Here is a 17,620-nt window from a genome sequence, read left to right as displayed (position 1 = left end):
GCCCCTAGCCCCTAGCCCCTAACCGTCTTAGCAATTCTATTGATGAATTCTTCCGTCTGGTAAAATTGCTCCTGTTAACTTAGTTCCCGTCAGTTTTACTAGAATGCGATCGCCGTAACCAATTTTCGCTCCAGTTAAGTCAGCACCACTCAAATCTGCACCGCTTAAATCTGCTCCAATTAAATTAGTTTCTCTCAAATTGGCATTGGTTAAGCAGGCTGACAAAAGGTTGGCTCTAAATAAATTTGCTTTGTACAAATTTGCTCCTTTGAGGTTTACATTATGCAGGAAAGCATCGCTCAAATCGGCATCACTTAAGTTAGCATTACTTAAATTTCTACCTGATAAATCCTTCTCTTTCAATGAAGCTCCCCTAAAGTCTGCTCCGCTTAAATCGGGACTTGTGTTTTGATTAGGCTGGGGAGAAGTAGGATAGGATGGCGATTGAGGAGGGGATTGATAGTAAGATTGAGCAGGAGATTGAGCAGGAGGTTGATAGTAAGATTGAGCTTGAGGTTGAGCAGGAGATTGATAGTAAGATTGAGCAGCAGATTTTGCTTGAGTAGGAGATTGATAGGGAGATTGCGCTTGAGATTTTGCTTGAGTAGGAGATTGATAGGGAGATTGCGCTTGAGATTTTGCTTGAGTAGAAGATTGATAGGGAGATTGCGCTTGAGATTTTGCTTGAGCAGAAGATTGATAGCTAGATTGAGCTTGAGATTTTGCTTGAGTAGAAGATTGATAGCTAGAGTGCGCTTCGGATTTTGCTTGAGCAGAAGATTGATAGCGAGATTGCGCTTCAGATTGGGATCGCCATTGTGCTTGAGATTGAGCATAGCGAGACGACTCTTTCGACTTGGGCGATCGCGCCGATCCAGGAGTGACTTTAATTGCCCGTAATTTTTCCCGTGCTTGATTAATTTCCTTAAGTTTTTCTTGAGCTTTTTGTTGCAGTCTGGGATTATCATTAGGGATACGATCTGGATGCCAAATAAACGCCAAATCCTTATAAGCCTGGTTAACTTCTTCTTGGGAAGCCCCTGGCAATAACCCTAGAACCTTATAATACTGATCTAGCTCCTTCATGCGGGCAAGTCTCCTGATTTAGCTAAGCTATAGATAGATAGCAAAAACTCTCGGATTCGCTTTTCCTCAGTTGGCGCATCTTCCACCATCGGAAAATGAGCGGTATTGGCGATTATAACAAATTCGCTCGCCTCATTTCTTAGCAGTTAGGAAAAGCTTTGTAATATCTTAATATTTTACGAGCTTCAGCACCCGCCCGACGCTAGCTATACTATCCAATCGTACTAACTATAGCAACACTCATCAGTAAAATTATCATAGCCACCATCCCCGAACCTATGACATAGTGGAAAGGTCACAGCTCTTTAGGTCGCTGCTTTTTGCCTTTACGCGCAAAAAGGGTCTAAGTGTAGCTAATAGCTATCAACCGCAAATTTCCACAACTCCAGGAAGGAGTACCAATGGATTATTTTTATCCTGAATAGGGATTTTAGGTAGAACTAAATCCAATTATATGTATATATTCTCACAAAACTACTTAGATCGATATTAAAAATGAAGGAACCTAGAGTAAACACCATGTCTCCAACGATCTTGTTTCTTAACAAATAATGCTGTGATGAAAGGATCATTTTTCGTAAGTTTGCGATTCCAAATGACAGTTGGCGTAATGGTGGGAGTAGTACCTGCCATGTTAGTTGCTATCTGGTTTGCTAGCGATCGCGCCGCCGAGATTATCCGCACCCAAGCCAAACAGCATCTTGAATTAAAAGCAGATGTCTTGACGGAAAGTGTCTCGCGGTGGGAACAAATGAATGTTCGGATTTTATACAGCCTCAGCCACAACCCCAACACGATCAGCATGGATGTCAGCCAGCAATTGCCGCTAGTTACTGCTATTAACCGCACCTACAACCACATATATGCTGTGGAAACTTACAATTTAGAAGGTTATGTTATTTCTCGCGGCAATGGTCAGCCACTCGATCGCATTTACCGAGGCCATCGCCAGTGGTTTAAAAATGCAATTGCCGGTCATGAAATTACCCGCCAAGCTGTGATTTCTTACAGCACAGGGAAACCTGCGATGATCTTCTCTACACCGATTCGAGAATTTACTAATATTTATCCCGGTAATAGAAGTTTGTCTGTAAAAGAATTACAGGAGCAACTTAAAACACTTGACTACTACAAAGGCTTAATTACTGGTAATTACGATCGCCCAACAGCCAAAGCAGTCTCCCAATTTCAGAAAGCTTATCCTGGTTTACCCGATAACGGTACTGTCAATCTTACAACTAAACAACTTCTAGATTTAGCAACTCACTCGCCGCAAGAAGATTCAGTTGATGAAGTACAAAAATTAGTGCTATCAGACAAATTATCTTCTACTCCTATAAATGGAAGAGCTAAAACAAAAGGAGTAGCGATCATCGGCACATTTCTTAGCGATCTGGCTCACGTAGTTGGGGCAGTACGATTGGGGAAAACAGGCTTTGCTTTCCTAGTAGATGAAAATGGTGCAGTCCTAGCCCATCCTGACCCCAATTTTGTATCGGGAGATCACCTAACTAACCTTAGTAACTATCCAGCAGTCAAAAATTTATTAAAGGGTCAAACAGGCACATTTTCTTTTACTGACGATCGAGGTGTAAAATGGCTATCCTATGGGAAAAAGTTAGACATAGGCTGGGGGGTAATTATTTTGCAGCAAGAACACGAAGCTTTAGAAAATGAAAAGTTATTTTTGAAATTAGCGATCGCGATTGCCATCATTGCCGTTTTGGGTGTAGGCGGTTTGACATGGATACTAACTAGCCGCATTATTCAACCAATTACTCATCTGACAGTTGCAGCAGAAACTTTGTGCAATGGGGAATGGAACCAAAGAGTAAATATTAACCGTAAAGATGAATTAGGAATTTTAGCTAAGGCTTTTAATCAGATGGCTTGGGAGTTACAAAAACTATTCACTAACTTGCAATCCAAAAATGAAGAAGCGCAAAAAGCTCGGACTGAAGCTGAGGAGGCAAGCAAAGCTAAAAGCTTGTTTTTAGCCAATATGAGCCACGAACTCCGCACTCCTTTAAATGCGATTATCGGTTACAGTGATATGTTAGCTGAAGAATTTTTAGAGATTGAGTTGGATAATTTTATCCCCGATTTACAAAAAATAAATAGTGCGGGCAAACATTTGTTGTTACTTGTTAATAATATTTTGAATGTGTCGAATATAGAATCGGGTCAGATACAGCTAGATTTAGAATTATTTAATATTGAGACTATAGTTAAGGATGTAGTAAATACTCTTCAACCTTTGGCTGAAAAAAGGGCTAATATTTTAACCGTTAACTGCCCAGAAGATATTGGGACTATGTATGGTGATGTCATCAAAACTCACCAATGTTTGTTTAGTGTATTAAGTAATGCCAGCAAATTTACTGAAGGCGGCTACGTTAATTTAGAGGTATACAGACATCGCAATAATCACCAAGAAGAATCGGAAATTATGTCTGGGGAAGAATGGATTATTTTCAAAGTCAGCGATACTGGAATTGGGATGAGTCCTGAGCAAATTGGGAAAGTTTTTCAAGCTTTTACTCAGGCAGATGAGTCTGCAACGCGGCGATATGACGGTAGTGGTTTAGGACTTGCTATAACTAAGAAATTTTGCCAGATGATGGGGGGAGATATTCAGGTTGAAAGTAGATTGGGAAAGGGTTCTATTTTTACTATTAAATTGCCAGCGACGATCCGCTAGTGGGTTATACTCAGGGAGAGAGGGAATTAGCGATGGGTAGTGGCTAAGTAGGTCTATAGCACTTTTAAATGATTTATAAACTCAACTTTTGCTGATTACTGGTATGATAGCTAATAGCTAAGATCGATTAGGTTGAGATTTTATGACTATTGTGATTTCGCTAAATTCTGAGTGTATAAATAATTTAGATCTGTCATCGGTTCAGACGGTGATTGAAAAGTGGCTGGAAGAGGGCGCGATCGCCTCTAGCGAACAACAGTTAAAGTTTGAAATCGACTATCCTCGCGATCCCCTAGATCCGCGAGAACTTTCCGAGATTCCTGAAGTGAGGTTGTGGTTTATCCGGTTAGATGCTTCCTATCCTTGGCTGCCATTTTTGTTAGATTGGAAAGGGGGAGAATTAGCTCGATATGCAGCAATGCTAGTGCCACATCAGTTTCATAAAAAGGAGGGAATTCAGTATAACCCGGAAGCTTTAGAGATATTTTTGATGCACAAAATTTTTGTGCTAACGGATTGGTTAAATCAACAGGGAATTGCAGGTAAATCCAAGTTGATGTCGATGTCACAGATGTTTGGTTATGACTTAGATGATGGTTTTTTCGATCTGATTTTTGGTCATAAATGATATCTTAATTAGGGGATTTATGGCTATTATTAGCCTTATCAGAATATCGGACTTACGCTTATGGCTTCAGAAACCGGGTTTTTGCGATCGTATGTGGATAAGGGCAAAGTATTTTCGTCAAAAAACCCGGTTTCTTTGGTTGAGTGCGTAAGTTCTGAGATAGCCATAAATTCCCCGTAGGTTAACCTTTTTCCACTAATACCCTCAGCCACCTACTGCCATCTATCTAATTAAGTAGATAGTTATATAGTGATTTTTAGTGGCATTAGAATCAGGATAATTGGTAGTTAGTAATTGCTAAATACCAAGGACTAATTGCTATGGCTAATCCTTAGCCAATTAGCTATAGTTGCATTTTTGTCAAGGTTTCCTTTCCCAGTTGCTAATCCCTGACTCTGTAGTACCATGTTTGACATTAAAGTTACAGAATTAGGTAGCGGATTGATATAGGATCGCAACCCACAGACCCAGCACTTTAACCGGATTAAATGTATAAGACAAGTTAAAGAACTGGCTAGATTTGGAGGAATCGCCGTTACCATCAACAATGAGAAGTTTATTGCGCTGGAAGTTTGAACATAACACCCGATTATTTGCCGCTGGCGCTGGAGTCGTCCGGTCTCAGAGTGGAAATCGCACTCCAGGCCAGGATGCGCGAGTGGCTTTATTGCTCTCAGGATAGGGCCCTCTAGCGCAATATGCTCTGGCGCATCAGACCCAAGCTTGAAAGGGCAAGCCAGATCCTGTTAAGTGGCAATCCCAGAATTCCAACTAAAATTTAAGGAGAGTTTATGAAAGTAGCGATCGCGAAAGAAGTCGAGGCCGGCGAGCGCCGAGTAGCCTTAATACCCGACGCTGTAGCCAAGTTAGTAAAACAGGGCATTGAAGTGTTGGTTGAGGCCGGTGCTGGCGAGCAATCCTTCTTCTCCGATATTGCTTACGAAGCAGTAGGAGCAAAGATTGTAGCCGATACCGCCGCACTGTGGGGCGAGGCGGATGTACTGCTGAAAATTGGCGCACTGCAAGAGTCAGAAATTCATCAGTTGCGGGAAGGGTCAGTATTTATCGGATTTCTGAACCCCTTGGGAAATCCTGCTTTAGTGCAACGTTTGGCCGAACGCCAAGTAACGGCCTTCAGCATGGAAATGATCCCCCGCACCAGCCGCGCTCAAAGCATGGATGCGCTGTCATCTCAAGCTAACGTTGCTGGCTATAAAGCAGTGCTGATCGCGGCCGCGACTTTGCCCAAATATTTTCCGATGTTGACCACCGCAGCCGGTACAATTCGTCCCGCGAAGGTGCTGGTAATGGGTGCAGGCGTAGCTGGCTTACAGGCGATCGCAACTGCACGCCGCTTAGGTGCAGTAGTCGAAGCCTTCGACATCCGGCCCGATGTCAAAGAACAAGTCCAAAGCTTGGGCGCTAAATTTATTGATGTCGAACTAAAAGAAGAAACAGTCGCCGCTGGCGGCTACGCCAAGGAACTTTCCGAGGCCTCCAAGCAATACACCCGCGAAGTGCTCACCCAGCACGTCGGCGCATCAGACGCAGTAATTACTACCGCTCAAGTTCCAGGCCGGAAAGCGCCCGTGCTTGTTACCAGAGAAATGGTAGCTCAAATGAAGCCGGGCTCGGTGATTGTTGACCTAGCTGCTGAGCAAGGTGGAAACTGCGAATGTACTGAGCCTGGTAAAGATGTGCTGTGGAACGGTGTGACGGTGATCGGCCCGATTAATTTGCCATCGTCAATGCCGGTACACGCCAGCGAAACTTACTCGAAAAACATTTCGGCTTTACTTCAGCTAATGGTCAAAGATAAAGCCCTGAATTTGAATTTTGAAGATGACATCATCACTGGAGCTTGCGTTGCCCACAGTGGTGAAATCCGCAATCAGCGGGTACGCGAAGCTTTAGGTATCACCGCTCAACAGTTAACAGTTAACAGTTAACAGTTAACAGTTAACAGTTAACAGTTAACAATTACCAATTACCAAAATTTATGGCATCAGGATTGATTGCGGGTTTAGTAGTGTTTGTTTTAGCGTCCTTCGTGGGATTTGAAGTAATTAACAAAGTTCCACCAACGCTGCACACACCCTTAATGTCTGGTTCTAATGCGATTTCTGGGATCGCGGTTTTGGGGGCAATTTTGATTTCAGGTCAAGGAAATCTTAGCGTCACTTCGATTTTAGGGACGATCGCGATCGCATTGGCAACGATTAACGTAGTCGGCGGTTTCTTAGTGACAGATCGGATGTTGCAAATGTTCAAGAAAAAAGAGGTGAAAGCTTAAGGCTTTCCACCCTTTGGAAATGGGATTCTTTTGTTAACCTCACGATTTCTACTCTCTTTGAGGACTTATGAGCGATTTTCTGCCTAGTGGCATTCAGTTAAGCTATTTAGTAGCTGCGTCATTATTCATCATTGGTTTGAAACAATTAGGATCGCCAGCAACGGCGCGTCAAGGTAATGTTTTAGCTGCAATTGGGATGGCGATCGCGATCGTTGGTACATTGCTGGAACGTCAAGTTGTCAGCTACGAACTAATTGTCGTCGGTATCATCGCTGGTTCCATTTTGGGAACGATCATGGCAAAAACTGTGGCCATGACAGATATGCCGCAGATGGTAGGTTTGCTCAATGGCTTTGGTGGTGCGGCTTCTGCCTTAGTTGCCGTCGGTGAATTTTGGCGCTATCTCAGCATCCCCGAATCTCCGACCCCCGACGCTACGATCACGATCGTTTTGGGCGTGTTGATTGGCGGGATCACCTTTACTGGTAGCTTATTGGCTTTTGGTAAATTGCAAGAATTGCTTCCCGGTGCGCCGATTACCTTTCCCTTTCAGCAACCGGTAAATGCTGCATTGGCGATAGCACTTTTAGCCGGTAGCGCCTATTTAGTCTTCGATCCCGAAAATTTCTCAGTATTCCTGGGTTTAATCCTGATCTCCAACATACTCGGCATCATGTTTGTGCTGCCAATCGGCGGCGGCGATATGCCTGTGGTGATCTCGCTGCTAAACTCCTATTCGGGGATCGCTGCGAGTGTAGCTGGGTTCATCTTGATGAACAATATGCTAATCATCGCGGGGGCACTGGTGGGCGCTTCGGGGATCATCCTCACACAGATTATGTGTAAGGCGATGAACCGTTCTCTAGCAAGCGTTTTGTTTAGTGCCTTTGGTAGTAGCGGTGGCGGGGCCACGACTGCTGCTGCTGGTAGTGCGATCGACAAGACTGTTCGCAGCATAGACATGGAAGAAAGCGCCATGATGTTAGGCTATGCGCGATCGGTCGTGATCATTCCTGGTTATGGGATGGCCGTAGCCCAAGCACAGCACGCTGTCCGCGAATTAGCAGATCAATTGGAAGGCCTCGGCGTTGACGTAAAATATGCGATTCACCCAGTAGCCGGACGGATGCCGGGACACATGAACGTACTATTAGCAGAAGCGAACGTGCCTTATCCGCAATTGTACGATATGGATGATATCAATCCTTTGTTTGATGAGACTGATGTAGCTCTAGTAATTGGGGCAAATGATGTAGTAAATCCAGCCGCCCGTCACGATACAGCTAGTCCGATTTATGGAATGCCAATTCTAGAAGTAGAAAGGGCAAAGCATACAATCGTAATTAAGCGCGGGATGAATGCTGGTTTTTCTGGTGTAGATAACGAGCTTTTCTACAAGGATAAAACGATGATGCTGTTTGGTGGCGCTAAGGATGTAGTTGCCAAGTTGGTGTCTGAGGTGAAGCAGTTGTAAGGAATTTTTACCGCAGATAAATTCTGATTGATTAGAGTTTCTCTGCTGACGGGGTGACAAGCAAGTTGAAAGACATATTAGACAAGGGTTTGAGTTGATCTGCCTCAAAAAAGATAGGTGCGTGCGATCGCGACTTTTTCGGCGGTAGATAACGGAGAATAAGGAGCGGCGGCGATCGCTACTATCATAATTGTCAATAAGCAAGTCATAATCGCTGATATCTTTTTGGAGGTTCAGGAGCCTTAACCATGAGCCCATAAAGGTTTCAGCCGCATTGTCACCCCGTCAGGTTTCTCTGGGGTTTTAAGTTAATATTTTAGCCCGGTTTCTTGCAGAAATCGGGCTTTTTGTTGTGAGCAATTAGCAATTAGGAATTACCAACATTTCAATGAAAGTTCGATCGCGCCATCAGGACTACAGCAGATCGCGCCTCTGTCTGATAAGCTTTTCCCGTAACAGACGGCGCTACTTCTAGAGGAGAAAAATCATCAGGAGTGGCTAATGCAGTATCGACAATGCGATGCCAAGATTCGTCTCTTCCTAGCGGCGGCAATTCAAATGCTAGGGGTTTCCAGTAGGCATTGAGTATAATATGCAGGTTTTCCCCAGCTTTAGGATGTCGGAGAGTAAAAGCTAAAACGTGAGAGTTAATGCTCCAATCTGGCTTCCCTAACTCCACTCCGTGCCAGATAATGTGAGGTTCTTGACTGCCAAAGGTAACAGTTAATATTCGTTCTTGATGGAAAATCTCTAGGGACTGAGAAAATTGGATGAGTCCTTTAACAAAGCGCACTAAACCTGAGTGTTGTTCTACACCATTCCAGTTAAACCAACTCAATGCGTTGTCTTGACAGTAACTATTATTATTTCCCCCCTGCGATCGCCGCACTTCGTCCCCCATCAGTAGCATCGGTGTACCTTGAGAAGTCAGAATAATTGTGAAGAAATTTTTGATTTGCCGTAAGCGCAAAGCTTCAATGGCAGGGTCGTCTGTTTCTCCTTCTACACCGCAATTCCAGCTAAAATTATCATTAGCTCCATCGCGGCTATCTTCGTTATTTGCTTCGTTATGTTTCTCGTTGTAGCAAACTAGATCGTTGAGGGTAAAACCATCATGGCAGGTGATAAAGTTGATGCTACGATTTGGTTCGCGGTCAACTTGGGGGTAGATATCGGGACTGCCCATAATCCGCGCTGCTAGTCTGACTAGGGTTCCTGGATCTCCTTTGACGAAACGCCGTACTTCGTCTCGGTAAGGGCCATTCCATTCGGCAAAGCGATCGCCAATAAAGGAACCGACTTGATAAAGTCCCGCTGCATCCCAAGCTTCTGCAATTACCTTGGCGTTTACCAAAATTGGGTTAGATTCGATCGCCCACAAAATCGGTGGATCTGTGAGAGGATGACCTGATTGGCTGCGAGAAAGTACGGAGGCTAAATCGAAGCGAAACCCGTCTATGTGCATCTCGGAAACCCAGTATTCCAGGCTATCAATAATCATCCGCCCGACAATATCGTGATTACCTTTCAAGGTGTTACCGCAACCGCTGTAGTTGCTATATTTAGATTGATCCTCCTCCAGAATGTAATAAGCTGCATTCTCTAATCCCTTAAAGGAAAGTGTCGGCCCGTCTTCGCTACCCTCAGCCGTGTGGTTAAATACGACATCGAGGATGACTTCAATTCCAGCTTTGTGTAGGGCCTTAACCATGTCGCGAAATTCGTCTACGGGCCCAATGGGATCGCGGCGGTAACTGTAGGCGCGATGGGGAGCAAAAAATGCGATCGTACTATAACCCCAGTAATTTTTAAGTCCTGGCCGCACGTCTTGTTCATCAAATTCGTGGACAGGTAGCAATTCGACTGCGGTGATCCCCAATTCTTGGAGGTAAGGAATTTTTTCGATTAGACCGGCATAGGTACCGCGTTTTTCTGGGGACACCCCAGAGTTAGGGTTGCGCGTGAAACCGCCGACGTGCAGTTCGTAAATTAAAGTCTGAGAATAGGGGCGGCGTTGGGGGATATCCCCTTCCCAGTCGTAGGTACTCGGATCGACAACTACGCCTCTCAAGGCGGTTGAACAATTGTCTCCGGGAAGACAGGCTGCTGAGCGACTATAATTTTCCCATCCTACTACGGCGAGAGCATAGGGATCGAGCAGCACTTTTTCGCCATCGAAACGCAGTCCTTTTTCTGGGATAAAGGGGCCGTAGGCGCGGTAAGCGTAAATTTGTCCTGCGCCAATATCGGCGATAAAAACGTGCCAGTAGTAGTGAGTTCTATTTTCTTTAGGGTCAAGTTTAATGACGCGATCGGGTTCGGGTGCATCAGGGGAATTAAAAAGCAGCAGTTCTAAAGCTGTAGCGTTTTTGGAGTAAATGCAGAAGTTAACGCCTTCGGAGATGACTGTAGCGCCGAGGGGGAAACTTAAACCAGGTAATATCTCAGAATTCATCGGGTCTATTTCCTTAATCCAGACAGTAAGATAGAAAAATTAATTGATGCGAATTAGGCAAGATTGTTTAGCCAGCAACGCTGTAAGTCTTTCAGGTTCAGCTAAATTATCCTTGCGCTATAGCAGTCTCTTGCAGTTTGACGATTAGACCTCTGGGAAAAAGCACCCGAAAGCCCGATCCTGTTTGGTCGGAAACTTAATTTCTGGAGAGGTCTATCGATCTCATCTGCCAAAAAAGGGATCTCGATCGCGATCGTTGCAGTAGACATAATTGTGCTTGCTGACGAGCTAATTGTTCGCTTGCCTGTAAGTCCGATCGAATTGTACAACGCTCAGCCACCCACTCTACTGCGATCGCCCCAGCTCTACCAGACTTTAGCAATCTCAGTACGCCCCTCCCTATAGCAATTGCAGTTTGTACAATGTTAGTAATATTCGAGCAAACCGCTATTTTGTAGGTACTCATGTCTTTTTTATATAAGTTGCTGACAGTTGTTGGAGGAGTCTGCGCCCTGGGCTATTTTGCTATCTGTACGTTCCTATTCATAAACCAGACTAAGTTTCTATTTTTCCCGATACAGGCGATCGATATTACTCCTGATTTTTTTAACTTGGTCTATGAAGATGTCTGGTTGCCGATAGTTACTAAAACTGGACAGGTGGAACGCATTCACGGTTGGTGGATGCCAAGTGCGAAATCAATTCCAGAGCAACAACAGCAAGTAGTATTATATTTACATGGCAATGGCTCCAATATAGGAGCTAATCTCGAACACGCTAATCGGTTTCACCAGTTGGGTTTGTCAGTATTGTTGATTGATTACCGAGGTTACGGCCGGAGTACGGGCAATTTTCCCAATGAATCACAGGTTTATCAAGATGCTAAAACTGCTTGGGGTTATTTAGTCAAAGAACGGGAGATCCCTCCCAGTCAAATTTTTATTTACGGTCATTCTTTAGGTGGTGCGATCGCCATTGATTTAGCTGTGCATCACCCAGAAGCAGCCGGGTTGATTGTCGAAAGTTCCTTTACTTCAACACGGGAGATGGTGGACTATAAGCGTTCTTTTCGGATGTTCCCTATAGATTTGATACTGACGCAGCGGTTTGACTCGATCGCTAAAGTCTCCAAGCTAAAAATGCCCGTGCTGTTTATTCACGGTACTGCTGATACTGTGGTTCCTGTTGAGATGAGCAAAAAATTGTTTGAGGCAGCTCGCGAACCCAAAGAATTATATATTGTACCTAATGCCGATCACACAAATACGGCTAAAACTGCTGGTGCTGCATATCTTCAAAGAATACGCGAATTTTTACAATAGACATAATAGACATTTCCAGAAATTCAGAATATACTTAGAAATAATCAGATTTACGGGCTAATTACTTAAAAAGTATATGAGGAATTAAATCTTATTGAAACAATACCAAATATATAATCCCTGTTCCTAAAAGCGTGACAGTGAGACTTAAAAGAATAACCCAGCGATCGCCTGGTTCATGGACATCCCGATCGATATCTTGGCGGACAGCGAAATAGTGTTGAGTTGACATCAACACCGTCCCCAAAGCAACCAGAGAAAGAATTATGCTTAACTTCCAGCCAACCCCAATACTGGAAACCAAGGGTGGATGAAAAGCTCGCAGACGGATGATTACGACCGCAAAGGCCATTAGCGCGATCGCAGTCCGCATCCAAGCTAAATAAGTACGCTCGTTTGATAAGTGTTCCCGTACCCGCGACTCATTATGCGGCTTTGGTTCCGCATTCACTTTTCTAGTTTTCAACCGTACCTGTATCACGAAAACTCCTAACTCTCATTAAAAAAGATCGTAAAATTTAATTGTTTTTCCCTAATTATCAATTATAACATTATTAATTATTAATGGCTAATGGCTAATGGCTAATGGCTAATCGAAAATTTCTCCCCTGCTCCTCTGCTCCCCCATCTCCCCTATCTCCCCTATCTCCCCATCTCCGCCTCCCCCTCTTCCTCTTCCCTAGCCCCTAGCCCCTAACCCCTAGCCCCTTTCTTCCTGCTGAAGTTATGCCCTACCCACTCTCAGCTACTAAATTACAAGACTATCACCGCTGTCCGAAATCCTACTATTTCAAGTACGAACGAGGATTGAAAACTAAAGCTTTTTTCGTTTCTCCCGCTTTAGGAAAAGCTTTACACGCAGCCCTCGCTAAAATTTATTGGGATTGGCACTATCTCGATCCGTTACCGAAAATGACTTGGATTAACCAATGTTGGGAAAGCGTGAGTTCTCTTTTGAGCAGCGAATTGCAGGCTTCGGGAGCAGAGATTTTAAACACTTATTACTGCCAATTTATTGCGCCCTTGATATCGTTAAGAAAGCCTTTAGCCGTAGAAGGAAAAATCCAAGCAACTTTGAATTTGTGCAATGTAGATTTTAAGATTACTGGTCGCTACGATCGCCTAGACTGGCTCGAAGATGGATTAGAACTAATCGATTACAAATCCACTAAAACTATGCCAGCCTTTGACCCCGATGAAATCGACTTGCAGATCGGGTTGTACTACTTAGCTTTAGAACAAAAATATCATCAGAGTTTGAAGCAAATGAGTCTACTGTACGTGCAACTAGGAGAAGAAATTGTATTTGAAGCTACTCCCGAACATAAACAGCAGGTAGAAGCAACAATTGGCGAACTTGCAGTGCAGTTGCGGACAGATAGTGAGTGGCAGCCAAATCCCGGAAAACAATGTACAAAATGTACCTATACTCGCTATTGTCCTGCTGTTACTGACCCCCCCGATCCCCTACCAGATCGGGCGAAAGAACAAAGCCATTTGCAACTTTCTCTAGAATTAGATTAAGAATATTAGACTATTGAAGTGAGAAGTTAATACCTAGCCAAATGGCTAAGTATTTATTGGTTATTTGGCTAAATTCACTAAATTAGTGAATTTAGTATAGTATGATTAATTTGATTGTGCTATAGTAAGGTGCCATTTGTTATTTAACTACCATGATCAAAATTCTGGTGATTGAAGACGAATCACTAATCCGGGAAACGCTAGTGGAACTGCTGGAAGCCCACGATTTTCGAGTTAGTGCTGTTGAGAATGGTCGGATGGGGGTAAAAGTGGCGCTTTCTGAGATCCCAGATTTAATTTTGTGTGACGTGCAGATGCCCGATCTAGACGGTTACGAAGTGCTCAAAGCCCTGCGCCAAAACCGACTCACCTCTGCGGTTCCGTTTATTTTTCTCACCGCTCAATCCGCCAAGGCTGAATTTCGTCGGGGAATGGAATTGGGAGCGGATGACTACCTCACTAAGCCATTTACGAAGGAAGAATTGCTCGGCGCGATCGCGTCAATTCTCTCTAAGAGGAAAACCATCACTCAACCTCTCACTCAAGCACTTCATCAAGCGGAAGCAAGGCTGAACGATCTAGTTAATGAGTCGGTAATTACCAATACGATTTCTAATGAGAAATTGGCGCTGGAAATTGAAATCCGCCACGCTTTAGCACAGAATGAATTTGAAGTTTACTATCAGCCACAGGTAGAACTCGCCACTGGCGAAATTATCGGTGCAGAAGCTTTAGTACGGTGGAACCATCCCGAAAAAGGTACGATCTCGCCAGCCGAATTTATTCCCCTAGCAGAAGAGACAGGCTTAATTATCCAGATGGGAGAGTGGGTATTATTTACTGCTTGCACTCAAACGGCCTGGTGGATCGCCTCTGGATTTGCTAACTTCCGAATATCAGTCAATCTATCAGTTCGTCAACTCTCCGATCCCCAGCTTTTGCCCCGAATTATTGAAATATTAAAGGTTACTGGCTTAGAACCCGGCAATTTAGAATTAGAGGTGACGGAAAGCGCAGTAATGGAAAATGTTGCTGTCGCTACTGCTACTTTAAATGAACTTAAATCTCTAGGAATTCGGATCGCAATTGATGATTTTGGAACTGGCTATGCTTCATTAGGTTATCTCAAACAATTTCCTTTTGATTGTTTGAAAATTGATAAATGCTTTGTGAGTAACGTTGCCAGCGATGCTCATAATAAAGCAATTACAACAGCCGTAATTCAACTCGCTCATAATCTAGAGCTAACAGTGATTGCTGAAGGCGTAGAAACTGAGGCAGAATTAGATTTTTTAAGAGACAAACAGTGTGATATCATACAGGGGTATTTGTTTAGCCCAGCTAAACCAGCCGCAGAATTTGAAACCTTTTTAACGGCAGGTAAGCGATTATCATCCCCTTCTTTGATGTCTAAATCTAGTCGAGTTATCAATTTGGTGCCAATCTCAGAGGAAGAAGGATCGGATCAATTTTTTTCTTCAGGTTTAAAATCTTCTAGATTGAGCTACCAAATGTCAGCTTTTTGGGCTAATTGATATACTCCGACGCTAAATTAGGAGTAAGGAATGGCGATCGCAAAGGGTTGGCGCTACTATGGGCAACGCAACTTGGTAAAATGCGAGTATGCAAAAGATATTAGTAGTTGACGACGAACTAGACTGTCAGGCAGTCTTAGCAATTTATCTGGAAAGCCGAGGATATCAGGTTGAATGTGCGAGTTCAGGTCTTGAAGCCCTATCTATTTTTGAAAGCAATCCTCCAGATCTGGTGATTTCAGATGTGATGATGCCACATATGGACGGGTTTGAATTTTGCCGTCGCCTGCGTTCGAGCCGTTTGGGTCAGTTAGTACCATTTATATTTTTATCAGGTCAAGGAGAGTTAGAATCGAAAGTTGAAGGTCATTCTATTGGCGGAGATGACTATCTAGTAAAGCCTTTTCAACCAAAGGAAATACTAGCTAAAGTGAAGGGACAGTTGGAGCGGAGTCACCGTATTCATGCTGAAATTGTCCGCTTGCTCCAAAACTCTGGTGTTGAACAGGTAAAGATTCCACCTCCAACTGTAACACCGGAGTCTCAACCTTTACCCTTAACACCCGCAGAGGAAAGAGTCTTTTGGGAGGTGATTCAAGGTTATACAAATAAGCAAATTAGCGATCGCCTTTTTATAAGTCCCCGCACCGTGCAAGCTCATCTTAGTAGTATCTTCAGCAAGCTACAACTAGAAAATCGCTCTCAGTTAGTTCGCTTTGCCTTAGAAGGAGGATATAAACCTACTGAACCTTCGCCGAAGAAAATTAAAAATTAAAAATGCAAAATTAAAAATGATGAATTTAATTTGTAACTTTTAACTTTTAATTTTCTAGCAGCGTTACGGATGGTTTTGCGTAATTCCTGAATTAACCATTAGCAATTAGCAATTACCAATTATGAACACGGATTTTACCGATTACACGGATTACACGGATTAGTTAGAGTCCTGATTATTTACTCTGTGAAATCAGAGGAATCTGTAAAATCTGTGTATCCCAATTACCAATTAGCCATTACCAATTACCAATTCCTAATTTTACTACATTGAAATTTGAGGAAGGCGCTGATGCCAAGTAGTTGATTGCTCGTAGGCATAAGCTACCTCAAACAGCCGTGATTCTTGCAATACTTTGCCAATCATTTGCATCCCTATTGGCATCCCATTTTCGTCAAAGCCGCAAGGCATACTTAATGCGGGCAAACCAGCCAGATTCACTGGAATAGTCATTAAGTCGGACAAGTACATACTCAAAGGATCGTCAGTTTTCTCACCGGCTTTGAAAGCTGTAGTCGGAGCAGTAGGACATACTAAAATGTCTACTTGAGCAAAGGCTTTATCAAAGTCTTCTTTAATCAAAGTCCGAACTTTTTGAGCCTTGAGATAGTAAGCGTCATAGTAACCAGCCGACAGAGCATAAGTGCCAATCATAATCCGCCGCTTGACTTCTGTTCCGAAACCTTCAGCGCGAGTTTTGGCATACATTTCTAACAAATTATCTGGGTCTGGAGTTCGGAAACCGTACTTTACACCGTCGTATCTAGCTAAATTTGCCGAAGCTTCTGAGGGAGCAATGATGTAGTAGGTAGGCAAACCGTAACGGAATCGGGGACAAGAAATAACTTGTATTTCTGCGCCCAATTCTTGCATTTTCTCGATCGCTTTGGTGACAGCTTTTTCAACTACGGAGTCTAAACCTACGCCAAAGGTTTCTTTAATCACGCCAATTCTAATTTGACCTTTGGGCCGCAAATTCGGTCTCAGGGCCGTCAGGTAGTCGGGGACGGAGACGTTGAGGCTGGTGGAGTCCTTAGAGTCGTAGCCTGCGATCGCACCTAGCATAATCGCTGCATCCTCCACTGTCCGACCAAAAGGCCCAATTTGATCCAGAGAAGAAGCGTAAGCCACTAAACCATAGCGAGAAACTAACCCATAAGTCGGTTTCATCCCCACTACACCACAAAATGAGGCCGGCTGGCGGATAGAACCTCCCGTATCGGAACCCAAGGCTACCACGCATTCGCGGGCCGCCACCGCCGCCGCTGAACCGCCAGAAGAGCCGCCGGGCACTCGTTCCAAATCCCAAGGGTTTGCCGTCAGTTGATACGCTGAGGTTTCTGTGGAACTCCCCATCGCAAACTCGTCCATGTTGGTTTTACCCAAGCAAACTGCACCAGTAGCCTCCAGTTTGGAGACGACTGTAGCATCGTAGGGTGGCACAAAGTCTTTCAATATCCGGGAACCGCAAGTTGTGGGTATCCCTTGGGTACACATATTGTCTTTAACGGCAATGGGAATTCCCGCCAGCAGACCAATGTTTTCTCCTGCGGCGATTTGAGCGTCCACCTTGCGAGCTTGCTCTAAGGCTTTGTCTGCTGTTACGTGCAGGAAGCTTCGCAACTTCGGCTCTAGCTGGTGAACGCGATCTAGTGCTTCTTGAGCGATTTCAACAGCAGAGCGTTCTTTATTAACCAGTTGTTGGTGCAACTCGCGGATGGATGCCATGCTTGTTCCTTATATCTTTTCTAGTCTAGTTAAAGCTCCTTAGCCAATATACCTGGCAATTGTACCCATTGGGGAGCTCTTGAGCAGGGGAGATGGGGA

At 44.0% G+C, this 17,620-nt stretch carries 14 protein-coding genes; 9 read left to right on the top strand and 5 right to left on the bottom strand.

Features of this window, described 5'->3' with window-relative positions:
• Positions 1–36: 36 nt before the first annotated feature.
• Positions 37–1,086 carry a pentapeptide repeat-containing protein gene (locus OSCI_RS21120; RefSeq protein WP_007357172.1) on the bottom strand — a complete coding sequence of 350 codons (1,050 nt, stop codon included), beginning with the start codon at positions 1,084–1,086 and terminating at the stop codon, positions 37–39.
• A 559-nt stretch (positions 1,087–1,645) separates the two neighbouring features.
• Between OSCI_RS21120 and OSCI_RS27970 the strand changes: the two genes are divergently transcribed.
• From OSCI_RS27970 to OSCI_RS21095, 5 genes are all read left to right on the top strand, one after another.
• Positions 1,646–3,787, top strand: a complete 2,142-nt coding sequence (locus OSCI_RS27970) for an ATP-binding protein (RefSeq protein WP_019487370.1) — start codon at positions 1,646–1,648, stop codon at positions 3,785–3,787.
• 142 nt (positions 3,788–3,929) lie between these two features.
• Positions 3,930–4,415: a CRR6 family NdhI maturation factor gene (locus OSCI_RS21110; protein WP_007357170.1), complete on the top strand. Its 486-nt coding sequence runs from the start codon at positions 3,930–3,932 to the stop codon at positions 4,413–4,415.
• Positions 4,416–5,206: 791 nt separating this feature from the next.
• The gene (locus OSCI_RS21105) at positions 5,207–6,364 is read left to right on the top strand and encodes a Re/Si-specific NAD(P)(+) transhydrogenase subunit alpha (RefSeq protein ID WP_007357168.1); all 1,158 of its coding nucleotides are present in this window, start codon (positions 5,207–5,209) and stop codon (positions 6,362–6,364) included.
• A 50-nt stretch (positions 6,365–6,414) separates the two neighbouring features.
• Complete coding sequence (locus tag OSCI_RS21100) at positions 6,415–6,708, top strand: NAD(P) transhydrogenase subunit alpha (RefSeq protein WP_007357167.1); 294 nt, start codon at positions 6,415–6,417, stop codon at positions 6,706–6,708.
• Positions 6,709–6,775: 67 nt separating this feature from the next.
• Positions 6,776–8,182 (top strand): NAD(P)(+) transhydrogenase (Re/Si-specific) subunit beta, encoded by a 1,407-nt coding sequence (locus OSCI_RS21095; RefSeq protein WP_007357166.1) that lies wholly within the window; start codon positions 6,776–6,778, stop codon positions 8,180–8,182.
• A 385-nt stretch (positions 8,183–8,567) separates the two neighbouring features.
• Here OSCI_RS21095 and glgX read toward each other — a convergent pair whose 3' ends face one another.
• Together glgX and OSCI_RS21085 are read right to left on the bottom strand one after the other, a co-directional pair.
• Positions 8,568–10,637, bottom strand: a complete 2,070-nt coding sequence (gene glgX, locus OSCI_RS21090; RefSeq protein ID WP_007357165.1) for a glycogen debranching protein GlgX — start codon at positions 10,635–10,637, stop codon at positions 8,568–8,570.
• A gap of 196 nt (positions 10,638–10,833) precedes the next feature.
• Entirely contained in the window at positions 10,834–11,103 is a 270-nt protein-coding gene (locus tag OSCI_RS21085; RefSeq protein WP_007357164.1) for a hypothetical protein, read from the bottom strand.
• On the opposite strand from OSCI_RS21085, the gene OSCI_RS21080 reads away from it, so the two are divergent.
• On the top strand, positions 11,102–11,959 hold the full coding sequence (locus OSCI_RS21080) for an alpha/beta hydrolase (RefSeq protein ID WP_007357163.1): 858 nt from the start codon (positions 11,102–11,104) through the stop codon (positions 11,957–11,959). The genes OSCI_RS21085 and OSCI_RS21080 overlap by 2 nt on opposite strands.
• 91 nt (positions 11,960–12,050) lie before the next feature.
• Here the strand turns inward: OSCI_RS21080 and OSCI_RS21075 are convergent, their stop codons facing one another.
• Positions 12,051–12,425: a YidH family protein gene (locus OSCI_RS21075; protein WP_234708788.1), complete on the bottom strand. Its 375-nt coding sequence runs from the start codon at positions 12,423–12,425 to the stop codon at positions 12,051–12,053.
• A gap of 260 nt (positions 12,426–12,685) precedes the next feature.
• On the opposite strand from OSCI_RS21075, the gene OSCI_RS21070 reads away from it, so the two are divergent.
• The 3 genes from OSCI_RS21070 (at position 12,686) to OSCI_RS21060 (ending at position 15,793) form a co-directional block, all read left to right on the top strand.
• Positions 12,686–13,483, top strand: a complete 798-nt coding sequence (locus OSCI_RS21070) for a RecB family exonuclease (protein ID WP_007357161.1) — start codon at positions 12,686–12,688, stop codon at positions 13,481–13,483.
• A gap of 152 nt (positions 13,484–13,635) precedes the next feature.
• Positions 13,636–15,018 carry an EAL domain-containing response regulator gene (locus tag OSCI_RS21065; RefSeq protein ID WP_007357160.1) on the top strand — a complete coding sequence of 461 codons (1,383 nt, stop codon included), beginning with the start codon at positions 13,636–13,638 and terminating at the stop codon, positions 15,016–15,018.
• 88 nt (positions 15,019–15,106) lie between these two features.
• Entirely contained in the window at positions 15,107–15,793 is a 687-nt protein-coding gene (locus OSCI_RS21060; protein WP_007357159.1) for a response regulator transcription factor, read from the top strand.
• Between the two features lie 264 nt (positions 15,794–16,057).
• On the opposite strand, the gene gatA is transcribed toward OSCI_RS21060, so the two are convergent.
• Positions 16,058–17,521, bottom strand: coding sequence for an Asp-tRNA(Asn)/Glu-tRNA(Gln) amidotransferase subunit GatA (gene gatA, locus OSCI_RS21055; protein ID WP_007357158.1), 1,464 nt, complete (start codon positions 17,519–17,521; stop codon positions 16,058–16,060).
• Positions 17,522–17,620: the final 99 nt, after the last annotated feature.

Source organism: Kamptonema sp. PCC 6506 (assembly GCF_000180455.1).
GTDB classification, from domain to species: Bacteria; Cyanobacteriota; Cyanobacteriia; order Cyanobacteriales; family Microcoleaceae; genus Kamptonema; species Kamptonema formosum.
The sequence above is the reverse complement of the archived record's forward strand: the minus strand, read 5'-3'. Positions and strand labels throughout refer to the sequence as shown.

Coding starts and splice junctions, on each gene's coding strand:
- OSCI_RS21120 (WP_007357172.1), bottom strand. CDS start 1,086: ATGAAGGAGCTAGATCAGTATTATAAGGTTCTAGGGTTATTGCCAGGG.
- OSCI_RS27970 (WP_019487370.1), top strand. CDS start 1,646: ATGAAAGGATCATTTTTCGTAAGTTTGCGATTCCAAATGACAGTTGGC.
- OSCI_RS21110 (WP_007357170.1), top strand. CDS start 3,930: ATGACTATTGTGATTTCGCTAAATTCTGAGTGTATAAATAATTTAGAT.
- OSCI_RS21105 (WP_007357168.1), top strand. CDS start 5,207: ATGAAAGTAGCGATCGCGAAAGAAGTCGAGGCCGGCGAGCGCCGAGTA.
- OSCI_RS21100 (WP_007357167.1), top strand. CDS start 6,415: ATGGCATCAGGATTGATTGCGGGTTTAGTAGTGTTTGTTTTAGCGTCC.
- OSCI_RS21095 (WP_007357166.1), top strand. CDS start 6,776: ATGAGCGATTTTCTGCCTAGTGGCATTCAGTTAAGCTATTTAGTAGCT.
- glgX (WP_007357165.1), bottom strand. CDS start 10,637: ATGAATTCTGAGATATTACCTGGTTTAAGTTTCCCCCTCGGCGCTACA.
- OSCI_RS21080 (WP_007357163.1), top strand. CDS start 11,102: ATGTCTTTTTTATATAAGTTGCTGACAGTTGTTGGAGGAGTCTGCGCC.
- OSCI_RS21085 (WP_007357164.1), bottom strand. CDS start 11,103: ATGAGTACCTACAAAATAGCGGTTTGCTCGAATATTACTAACATTGTA.
- OSCI_RS21070 (WP_007357161.1), top strand. CDS start 12,686: ATGCCCTACCCACTCTCAGCTACTAAATTACAAGACTATCACCGCTGT.
- OSCI_RS21065 (WP_007357160.1), top strand. CDS start 13,636: ATGATCAAAATTCTGGTGATTGAAGACGAATCACTAATCCGGGAAACG.
- OSCI_RS21060 (WP_007357159.1), top strand. CDS start 15,107: ATGCAAAAGATATTAGTAGTTGACGACGAACTAGACTGTCAGGCAGTC.
- gatA (WP_007357158.1), bottom strand. CDS start 17,521: ATGGCATCCATCCGCGAGTTGCACCAACAACTGGTTAATAAAGAACGC.